The sequence below is a fragment of the Mycobacterium sp. genome (genome assembly GCF_019243155.1).
Taxonomy (GTDB): domain Bacteria; phylum Actinomycetota; class Actinomycetes; order Mycobacteriales; family Mycobacteriaceae; genus Mycobacterium.
On the sequence record NZ_JAFAUS010000390.1, the window covers coordinates 1 to 8,710 of the forward strand.

The window sequence follows — 8,710 nt, forward strand, 5'->3', positions numbered from 1 at the left end:
TGGGACCTGGTGGCGTGGGGCGTCGAGCTCGGGACCGCCTACAGCGAACTCACCGATCCGGTGGAGCAGCGGCGCCGGCTGCAGGAGCAGTCGCTGCTGGCCGCCGGTGGCGACCCCGAGGCGATGGAACTCGACGAGGACTTCCTGCAGGCCATGGAGTACGCGATGCCGCCCACCGGCGGACTCGGGATGGGGATCGATCGGCTCGTCATGCTCATTACCGGCCGCAGCATCCGCGAAACACTGCCATTCCCGCTGGCCAAGCCGCATTGAGCGGGTCAGAAAAACCCAGCGAGTCCACAGCCGACATTCGCCCAATATGTTCCAGGGGTGTTAACAATGGATCACAATGATTCATGTGACAGCCTCGACGCCCGACGTCCCGGCGCCCCTGCTGGCCACTGGTCACATCTCCCTGATGCACGGCTGGGTGCCCATCACGGTCCAGGTGTGCACCGCGGTGGTGCTGACCTTGGCCGTGGGTTGGCGCTCGCGGCGCTGGCGCGCGGTGTGGTTGCCGGTGGCCGCCCTGGCGGGCGCGGCGGTCGCCTTCGGCACGCACTGGTACATCGTCGACCGCGGCCTTTCCGAGGAGCCCGCGCCGTCGGCGCTGTGGGTGTGGGTCGCGTTGACCGGGCTGGCGGCGGCGGTACTGATCCTCGGCTGGCGCAGCGCGCGCCGCTGGCGGCGCGGCATCACGTTGCTGGCCGTGCCGTCGTGTCTGCTCAGCGCGGCGCTGATGCTCAACCTCTGGGTCGGCTACTTCCCCACCGTGCAGTCCGCGTGGACCCAGCTCACGTCCGGTCCGCTGCCCGACCAGACCGACCGGGCCACCGTCACCGCCATGGCCGCCAAAGGTGCACGGCCCCCTCACGGCAGCGTCGTCTCGGTGGCGATTCCGTCCGACGCTTCGCATTTCAAGCATCGCGGCGAGCTGGTGTATCTGCCGCCCGAATGGTTCGCCAGCAGCCCGCCGCTTGCGTTGCCGACGGTGATGATGATCGGCGGTCAGTTCAACACGCCCGCCGACTGGACCCGTGCCGGTAACGCGATCACCACGATCGACGATTTCGCGGCCGCGCACGATGGCAAGGCGCCGGTGCTGGTGTTCGTCGACTCGGGCGGCGCGTTCAACAACGACACCGAGTGCGTCAACGGGGTTCGCGGCAACGCGGCCGATCATCTGACCAAAGACGTTGTGCCGTTTATGGTCTCGACCTTCGGCGTCAGTTCGAACCGGTCCAACTGGGGCATCGCGGGCTGGTCGATGGGTGGAACCTGCGCCGTGGACCTCACCGTCATGCACCCCGACATGTTCAGCGCGTTCGTCGACATCGCGGGTGACTTCTCCCCGAACGCGGGGACCAAGGCGCAGACCATCGCCCGACTGTTCGGCGGAAGCGCCGACGCCTGGGCGGCATTCGACCCGACCACGGTGATCAACCGGCACGGGCCGTATCAAGACATGGCGGGTTGGTTCGCGATCTCTTCCGAGGGCCCGCCTGCCGCACACCACGAGATTGCGATCACCGACAACGGCGCGATCCGACTCGCCGCTCGCGAAGCCGCCGCCAATCCCGGCAACCAAACCACCGCCGCCTATTCGCTGTGCGCGCTCGGTCGCGCCACCGGTATCGACTGCGCGGTGGTTCCCCAGCCCGGCAAGCATGATTGGCCGTTCGCGGACCGGGCCTTCGCGGCCTCGCTGCCATGGCTTGCCGGCCGCCTGGGCACGCCTGGCGTCACACGGACCGCCCTGCCCTCGGCGTCGCCACCCACTGCGTCCACACCGGTAGTGGTCCCGGCCCAGCGTTCCAACGCCGCGAAGCGATAGCGCCGGTGGTGCGCTCCTTTGCCCGCTTTCGGCAGTAAGTTGACGACATGCCCGACGAAATAAGCGCTCCCGACACCTCCGGATACGACAGCGCAGGCGTGCCGACCTTCGAGTCCGTCCGTGAGAAGATCGAGAACCGCTACGCGACGACGCAGGGCTCGGCCGAACTCGACGCCGAGACGCCAGAAGGCCGCTCGGTCGAGCAGCAGTACGAGGAGCGCCAGCGCGAGGCGGCCGAGCGATTAGCCCGCATTCGTGAGTCGATGCACCCCGAAAACAGTTAGGGCTCCGCGGCTGTTCAGTCGCGAGATATAAACCACGTAACCGCTTTCCGGCGTGTCGTGTGCGCAGGTTATGTGTCGCGACGGCAGACGTTGTGAGTCGCGAACTCAGACGCTGACTTTGCGCCGCCGCGTCTGCTTGCGCGGGGCGGGCGGCGAGACGGCCCGGCCCACGACCTCGGCGAGGAACTTCCCGGTGTAGCTCTCCGGCACCGCGGCGATGTCCTCCGGAGTGCCTTCGGCGACAACGGTTCCGCCCTCGGCCCCGCCCTCCGGACCCATGTCGACGATCCAGTCCGACGTCTTGATCACATCGAGGTTGTGTTCGATGACGATGACCGTATTGCCTTTGTCCACAAGGCCGTTGATGACCTTGAGCAACTTGCGGATGTCGTCGAAATGCAACCCGGTGGTCGGTTCGTCGAGGATGTAGATGGTCCGGCCCGTCGAGCGCTTCTGCAGTTCCGCGGCCAGCTTGACGCGCTGCGCCTCACCACCCGACAGCGTCGGCGCTGGCTGGCCGAGGCGCACGTAACCCAGACCGACGTCGACCAGGGTGCGCAGGTATCGGTGAATGCCGCTGATCGGCTCGAAGAAATCCGCCGCTTCCTCGATCGACATGTCCAGCACTTCTGAGATGGTCTTGCCCTTGTAATGCACCTCAAGGGTTTCCCGGTTGTAGCGGGCGCCGTGGCAGACCTCGCACGGCACGTACACGTCGGGCAGGAAGTTCATCTCGATCTTGATGGTGCCGTCTCCGGTGCACGCCTCGCACCGGCCGCCCTTGACGTTGAACGAGAACCGACCGGGTTGGTAGCCACGGACTTTCGCCTCGGTGGTGGCCGCGAACAGCGTGCGGATCTTGTCGAACACCCCGGTATAGGTGGCCGGGTTGGAACGCGGCGTGCGCCCGATCGGCGACTGGTCGACCCGCACGAGCTTGTCCAGGTGGTCGAGCCCAGTGACCCGGGTGTGCCGACCGGGGACCTGCCGGGCGCCGTTGAGCCGGTTGGCTAGCACCGCGGCCAGGATGTCGTTGACCAGCGTCGACTTGCCCGAACCCGACACACCGGTGACCGAGGTCAGCACGCCAAGCGGAAACGACACGTCGATGTCGCGCAGGTTGTGCTCGCGAGCACCGACGACGGTCAGCTGGCGCTTGTGGTCGATGGGCCGCCGGATCGCGGGGATCTCGATGCTTTCCTTGCCCGACAGGAACGCGCCGGTGATGGACTTTTCGTTGGCGAGCAGGTCCCGGTACGTCCCGCTGTGCACGATCTCACCGCCGTGCTCGCCCGCGCGCGGCCCGATGTCGACGACCCAGTCGGCGTGCGCGATGGTGTCCTCGTCGTGTTCGACGACGATCAGCGTGTTACCCAAATCCCTTAAGCGGGTGAGGGTTTCGATGAGGCGACGGTTGTCGCGCTGGTGCAGCCCGATGGACGGCTCGTCGAGCACGTAGAGCACGCCCACCAGGCCGGAGCCGATCTGGGTCGCCAACCGGATCCGTTGGGCCTCACCGCCGGACAGCGTGGCCGCCGCGCGCGACAGCGACAGATACTCCAACCCCACATCGAGCAGGAAGCCGAGGCGCGACTGGATCTCCTTGAGCACCTGCCCGGCGATCGCCTTCTCGCGAGTGCCCAGCGTCAGCGCGTTGAGGAAATCCGCGCAGTCGGAGATCGACAGCTCACAAACCTCCGCGATGGACTTCGCGCCGCGCTCGCCCGCGGCCAGCGTCACCGCCAGGATCTCCGGCTTGAGCCGGGTGCCCTCACAGACGGGGCAGGGCACGTCCCGCATGAAGCCTTCGTAGCGTTCCTTCATCTGCTCGGACTCGGTCTGCGCCATCTTGCGCTGCAGGAACGCCAGCACGCCCTCGAAATCCGCGTAATACGAACGGGTTCGGCCGTACCGGTTGCGATACCGCACATGCACCTGGTGGTCGGAGCCCTCGAGGATCGCCTTGCGGGCCTTGGCGGGCAGCTTCCGCCACGGTGTGTCGACGTCGAATCCCATCTCGTCGCCGAGGCCGGCCATCATGCGGGTGAAGTACTCCGCCGTGTGGCCGGTTGACCAAGGCGCCACCGCGCCGTCGGCCAGCGTGCGGTCCGGGTCGGGCACCACCAGTTCGGGGTCGACCTCCTTGCGGATCCCCAGGCCGCCGCACTCGGGGCAGGCGCCGTAGGGCGAGTTGAACGAGAAGGACCGCGGTTCCAGGTCATCGACGGCCAGCGCGTGCCCGTTCGGGCAGGCCAGCTTCTCGGAGAACCGCTGCTCGCGGTTGTGGGAATCATGCTCGTGGTCCACGAACTCCAGCACCACGATGCCGTCGGCGAGGTTCAGCGCGGTCTCCACCGAATCGGTGAGCCGCTGCTTGGCGCTGGCCTTGACGGTGAGCCGGTCGACGACGACCTCGATGTCGTGCTTTTCCTGCTTTTTCAGCTTTGGCGGGTCGGTCAGCGAATGCACGACCCCGTCCACCCGCACCCGGCTGTACCCCTGGGCGTTGAGCTTCTCGAACAGGTCGGCGAACTCGCCCTTGCGGGTGCGGACCACCGGGGCCAGCACCTGGAACCGGGTGCCCTCCGGCATCGCCAGCACCTGGTCGACGATTTGCTGGGGTGTCTGACGCGCGATCCGCTCGCCACAGACCGGGCAGTGCGGCGTGCCGGCCCGCGCATAGAGCAACCGCAGGTAGTCGTACACCTCGGTGATGGTTCCGACCGTCGACCGCGGGTTGCGGTTGGTCGACTTCTGGTCGATGGACACCGCCGGCGACAGGCCCTCGATGAAGTCGACGTCCGGCTTGTCCATCTGCCCCAGGAACTGCCGGGCGTAGGCCGACAGCGACTCCACATACCGGCGCTGACCCTCGGCGAAGATGGTGTCGAAAGCCAGTGACGACTTGCCCGATCCGGACAGCCCGGTGAAGACGATCAACGCGTCGCGAGGCAGGTCGAGATCGACGCCACGCAGGTTGTGCTCGCGGGCGCCCTTGACGATAAGGCGGTCAGCCACGCTGCCCCTCTCGATGGACGTGTTGGTTGCCGGAAGCTGTCCGTAGAACAAAACTGCGCACGGCGCATTCCATGCTATGTGCCCATACCGACAAGCAACCCGTGGCCAGTAACGTGGCCGCTATGACTGCCCTGGATGACAACTACACCGGACATGTCGACCCAGGTACCGCGGCCCGCCGGACCCTACCCGGCGCCACGATTCTAAAGGCGTCGGTGGGCCCGATGGACAACAACGCCTACCTCGTGACCTGTTCAGCTACCGGCGAAACGCTGCTGATCGACGCGGCCAACGACGCCGAGGTCCTGACCGGCCTGATCCGCGAGTATGCCCCGAAAGTCACGCTGATCGTGACCAGCCATCAGCACTTCGACCACTGGCAGGCGCTGGAAGCCGTGGCCGCGGCCACCGGCGCGCCGACCGCCGCCAACGAGATCGACGCCGAACCCCTGCCCGTCAAACCGGACCGCTTGTTGTCGGGCGGCGACACCGTGCAAGTCGGTGACCTGACGTTCGACGTCATCCACCTGCGCGGGCACACGCCGGGCTCGATCGCGCTGGCCCTCGACGGACCCAAAACAGGCGGGGTCACCCAGCTGTTCACCGGCGACTGCCTGTTCCCGGGCGGCCTGGGCCGGACGACGAAACCCGCGGAGTTCGACTCGCTGTACGACGACGTCAAGACCAGGGTGTTCGACCGATTCGGCGACGACACGGTCGTCTACCCCGGTCACGGCGACGACACCACGCTGGGCGCCGAGCGCCCCCACCTCGAGGAGTGGCGCGAACGACGCTGGTAGGGCCGCTACTGCGTGGTGTGCACGATCAGCACGTCGACCTTGGCCCGGCGTGAGACGTTGGCCGGAACCGACCCCAGGAGGCGGCCGGCGATGGTGCTCAGGCCGACATTACCGACGACCAACAGGTCGGCCTTCTCGTCCTCGGCCAGCTTGACCAGGGCATCCACCGGAGCACCGACGATCGGCCGCTCGTCGACGTTCGTTGCACCCGCTTTGTGCGCCCGCTCTTTCGCATCCTGCAAAATCGAGTAAATCGGTGCGGTGCCCGACACCTTGTAGCTCTCTTCCTTCAAGATGTCGGCGGCGCGGCCGTTCTCGTGCTGAGGCAGGTACGCCGACGCGACGATCAGCTTGGCGTCCTGTCCGGCGATCTGCGCTGCCTTGTCCACGGCACGCATTGACGAGTCGGAGCCGTCGGTTCCCACCACCACAGTCCGATAGGCGCTCATTTACCCTCCCACTTTTGGTTGGTCAGCCAACCCAAGACAGTATCGTGTTTGCCCAATGCAGCGGGGGCAGATTAGCGACACTGCGTGGCGTGGCGTGTCCCGAATTTGCGGCTCGTTGCTACAGCACCGAGCAATATCGCCGATCATAAAACAATCGAATTGTCGCGCAAGCGATGGAAAGCGTTGCATTAGGTAGCTTTTCGCCAAATTCGGGCGCGAAGTGCGAATAGGCCGGATACGCTTTGTGAGCCGAGCTCCGGACTTCGCTTTAAAGTGACAGGCATCATGTCGATGCCCACGCTTGAACCCACCTTTGAGCAACGTGCCGCGGACGTCGCTGCCGAGCCCGCGCCCACACGCGCGCCCGGCCGCCTGCTCGACCCGTGGGCGATCGCCGTCCTCACCACCGTGATCAGCGGCGCCTGGGCCAATCGGCCGTCGTTCTGGTACGACGAGGCGGCAACGATATCGGCCTCGGCGAGCCGGACCGTGGCCGAGCTGTGGAAGATGCTGACCCACATCGACGCCGTGCACGGCCTGTACTACCTGCTGATGCATGGCTGGTTCGCCGTCTTTCCGCCGACCGAGTTCTGGTCGCGCGTGCCCAGCGCCCTGGCGGTCGGGGCCGCGGCCGCCGGCGTCACGGTCTTCACCCGGCAATTCGCCACGCGGCCGACCGCGGTCTGCGCGGGCGCGATGTACGCCATCCTGCCGCGCACGACCTGGGCGGGCATGGAGGCACGTTCGTATGCCCTCGCCGCGGCCGCTTCCATCTGGCTCACCGTGTTGTTCATCGCCGCGGTCCGCCGCAACACGCCGCGATTGTGGGTCGGCTACGCGCTGGCATTGGCGCTGCTGATTCTGCTCAATCTCAACCTCATCCTGTTGTTGCCGATCTACGCCGCGATGCTGTTCGTCCTGTTACCCAGAAATTCTCGGAAATCTCCCCTGGTCTGGTGGGCGGCCAGCTCGGCGGTCGCGGTCGGGGCCATGACGCCGTACATCGTGTTCGCCCATGGGCAGGTGGGCCAGGTCAACTGGATCTATCCCGTCAGCTGGCACTACGCCTTCGACATCGTCCAGCGCCAATACTTTGACCACAGCGTGGCGTTCGCCGTGCTGTCCGGGGTCCTGATCGTCGCGGCGATCGTGGCCCGTCTCACCGGTGTCCCGGCCCCAGAAGGCGACCTGCGCAGGCTGCTGATCATCTGCGCCGCTTGGCTTTTCGTCCCCACTGCCCTCGTCGTCAGCTATTCGGCCATCATCGAGCCGATCTACTACCCGCGCTATCTGATCTTCACCGCGCCGGCAATGGCCATCGTGCTGGCCGCCTGCATCGTCACGATCGCTCGCGGACCCTGGCGCATCGTGGGTGCGGTGCTGCTGTTCGTCGCCGCCGCCGTGCCGGACTACCTGTTCGTCCAGCGCTGGCCCTATGCCAAGGAGGGCTGGGACTACAGCCAGGTCGCCGATGTGATCAGTTCCCGTGCCGCACCGGGCGATTGCCTGATGGTGGACAACACCGTGCCGTGGAAGCCCGGGCCGATCCGCGCGCTGCTGGACGCGCGGCCGGGGGCCTTCCGATCGCTGATCGACGTCGAACGCGGCGCGTACGGACCCAAGGTCGGGTCACTGTGGGACGGGCACGTCGCGGTGTGGCTGACGACGGCCAAGATCAACAAATGCCCGGCAATCTGGACGATTACCAATAAAGACAACTCGTTGCCCGATCATCAATCCGGACATTTATTGTCGCCGGGAAACGCATTTGGACGGTCTCCGGCGTATCGATTCCCGGGATATCTCGGGTTCCACATCGTGGAGCGTTGGCAGTTTCACTACTCCCAGGTTGTCAAGTCGACGCGGTAATTTCGGGTTTCGCTGACGCGCATAGCCGGCCGGCCCTAGGTAACTTGTCGGAGTGCAGATCTGGTTGGCGGACCCACTGCTGGGCGGCAGCGTCGCCTTCGGGCTGACCACGTCAAAGGTAGGAAGCGCCAACGAGGCTTTCGCCGTGGTGGACGGGGTGGTGGCCGTCCTACGGGCCGGCGACGAGAGGGACTGAGCCCGGCTCAGACCGATTCGAGCTCTCGCAGTGAGGAGCGGGTCGCGCCATACGAAACCGCCACACCGGCGGCACTCAGCGCGGTGAACACCGTGAATAGCAAGTGCGCCGCCACCCCGTCGCCGCCCTTGGCGGCGTTGACCACGACGCCGGCCAACCCGGCTGCGATGGCGGCCGAGATCAGCTGAACGGTGTTGATCGCCGCCGACGCGGCACCGCGTTCGGCCGGGTCGTTGACCGAGCCCATCGCGCGTGCCGAC

General features: G+C 66.3%; 8 protein-coding genes and 1 pseudogene. 6 read left to right on the plus strand and 3 right to left on the minus strand.

Annotation, left to right across the window (positions count from 1 at the left end; all coding sequences use genetic code 11):
• From JOZ00_RS20215 to JOZ00_RS20225, 3 genes are all read left to right on the plus strand, one after another.
• On the plus strand, window positions 1–273 hold a 273-nt coding region (locus tag JOZ00_RS20215), incomplete at its 5' end, for an amino acid--tRNA ligase-related protein (protein WP_293347023.1).
• Between the two features lie 76 nt (window positions 274–349).
• Entirely contained in the window at window positions 350–1,834 is a 1,485-nt protein-coding gene (locus JOZ00_RS20220) for an alpha/beta hydrolase-fold protein (RefSeq protein ID WP_293347026.1), read from the plus strand.
• A gap of 47 nt (window positions 1,835–1,881) precedes the next feature.
• Complete coding sequence (locus JOZ00_RS20225; protein WP_293347029.1) at window positions 1,882–2,118, plus strand: hypothetical protein; 237 nt, start codon at window positions 1,882–1,884, stop codon at window positions 2,116–2,118.
• Between the two features lie 105 nt (window positions 2,119–2,223).
• Here JOZ00_RS20225 and uvrA read toward each other — a convergent pair whose 3' ends face one another.
• Entirely contained in the window at window positions 2,224–5,136 is a 2,913-nt protein-coding gene (gene uvrA / locus JOZ00_RS20230) for an excinuclease ABC subunit UvrA (protein ID WP_293347032.1), read from the minus strand.
• Window positions 5,137–5,258: 122 nt separating this feature from the next.
• Here uvrA and JOZ00_RS20235 point away from each other — a divergent pair, with 122 nt between their 5' ends.
• Window positions 5,259–5,936, plus strand: coding sequence for an MBL fold metallo-hydrolase (locus tag JOZ00_RS20235; protein WP_293347035.1), 678 nt, complete (start codon window positions 5,259–5,261; stop codon window positions 5,934–5,936).
• Between the two features lie 5 nt (window positions 5,937–5,941).
• On the opposite strand, the gene JOZ00_RS20240 is transcribed toward JOZ00_RS20235, so the two are convergent.
• A complete protein-coding gene (locus tag JOZ00_RS20240; RefSeq protein WP_293347038.1) occupies window positions 5,942–6,385 on the minus strand; it encodes a universal stress protein in 444 nt (147 codons plus the stop codon).
• A 285-nt stretch (window positions 6,386–6,670) separates the two neighbouring features.
• On the opposite strand from JOZ00_RS20240, the gene JOZ00_RS20245 reads away from it, so the two are divergent.
• Both JOZ00_RS20245 and JOZ00_RS20250 read left to right on the plus strand, forming a co-directional pair.
• The gene (locus JOZ00_RS20245) at window positions 6,671–8,254 is read left to right on the plus strand and encodes a glycosyltransferase family 39 protein (RefSeq protein ID WP_293347041.1); all 1,584 of its coding nucleotides are present in this window, start codon (window positions 6,671–6,673) and stop codon (window positions 8,252–8,254) included.
• Window positions 8,255–8,306: 52 nt separating this feature from the next.
• Window positions 8,307–8,450: a hypothetical protein gene (locus JOZ00_RS20250; protein WP_293347044.1), complete on the plus strand. Its 144-nt coding sequence runs from the start codon at window positions 8,307–8,309 to the stop codon at window positions 8,448–8,450.
• 7 nt (window positions 8,451–8,457) lie between these two features.
• Here JOZ00_RS20250 and JOZ00_RS20255 read toward each other — a convergent pair.
• Window positions 8,458–8,710: pseudogene (locus JOZ00_RS20255) on the minus strand (MFS transporter); the annotation flags it as partial.

Bases quoted from the DNA above. Each gene is read 5' to 3' on its own strand.
- JOZ00_RS20220 (WP_293347026.1), top strand. From the start codon at position 350: ATGATTCATGTGACAGCCTCGACGCCCGACGTCCCGGCGCCCCTGCTG.
- JOZ00_RS20225 (WP_293347029.1), top strand. From the start codon at position 1,882: ATGCCCGACGAAATAAGCGCTCCCGACACCTCCGGATACGACAGCGCA.
- JOZ00_RS20235 (WP_293347035.1), top strand. From the start codon at position 5,259: ATGACTGCCCTGGATGACAACTACACCGGACATGTCGACCCAGGTACC.
- JOZ00_RS20240 (WP_293347038.1), bottom strand. From the start codon at position 6,385: ATGAGCGCCTATCGGACTGTGGTGGTGGGAACCGACGGCTCCGACTCG.
- JOZ00_RS20245 (WP_293347041.1), top strand. From the start codon at position 6,671: ATGTCGATGCCCACGCTTGAACCCACCTTTGAGCAACGTGCCGCGGAC.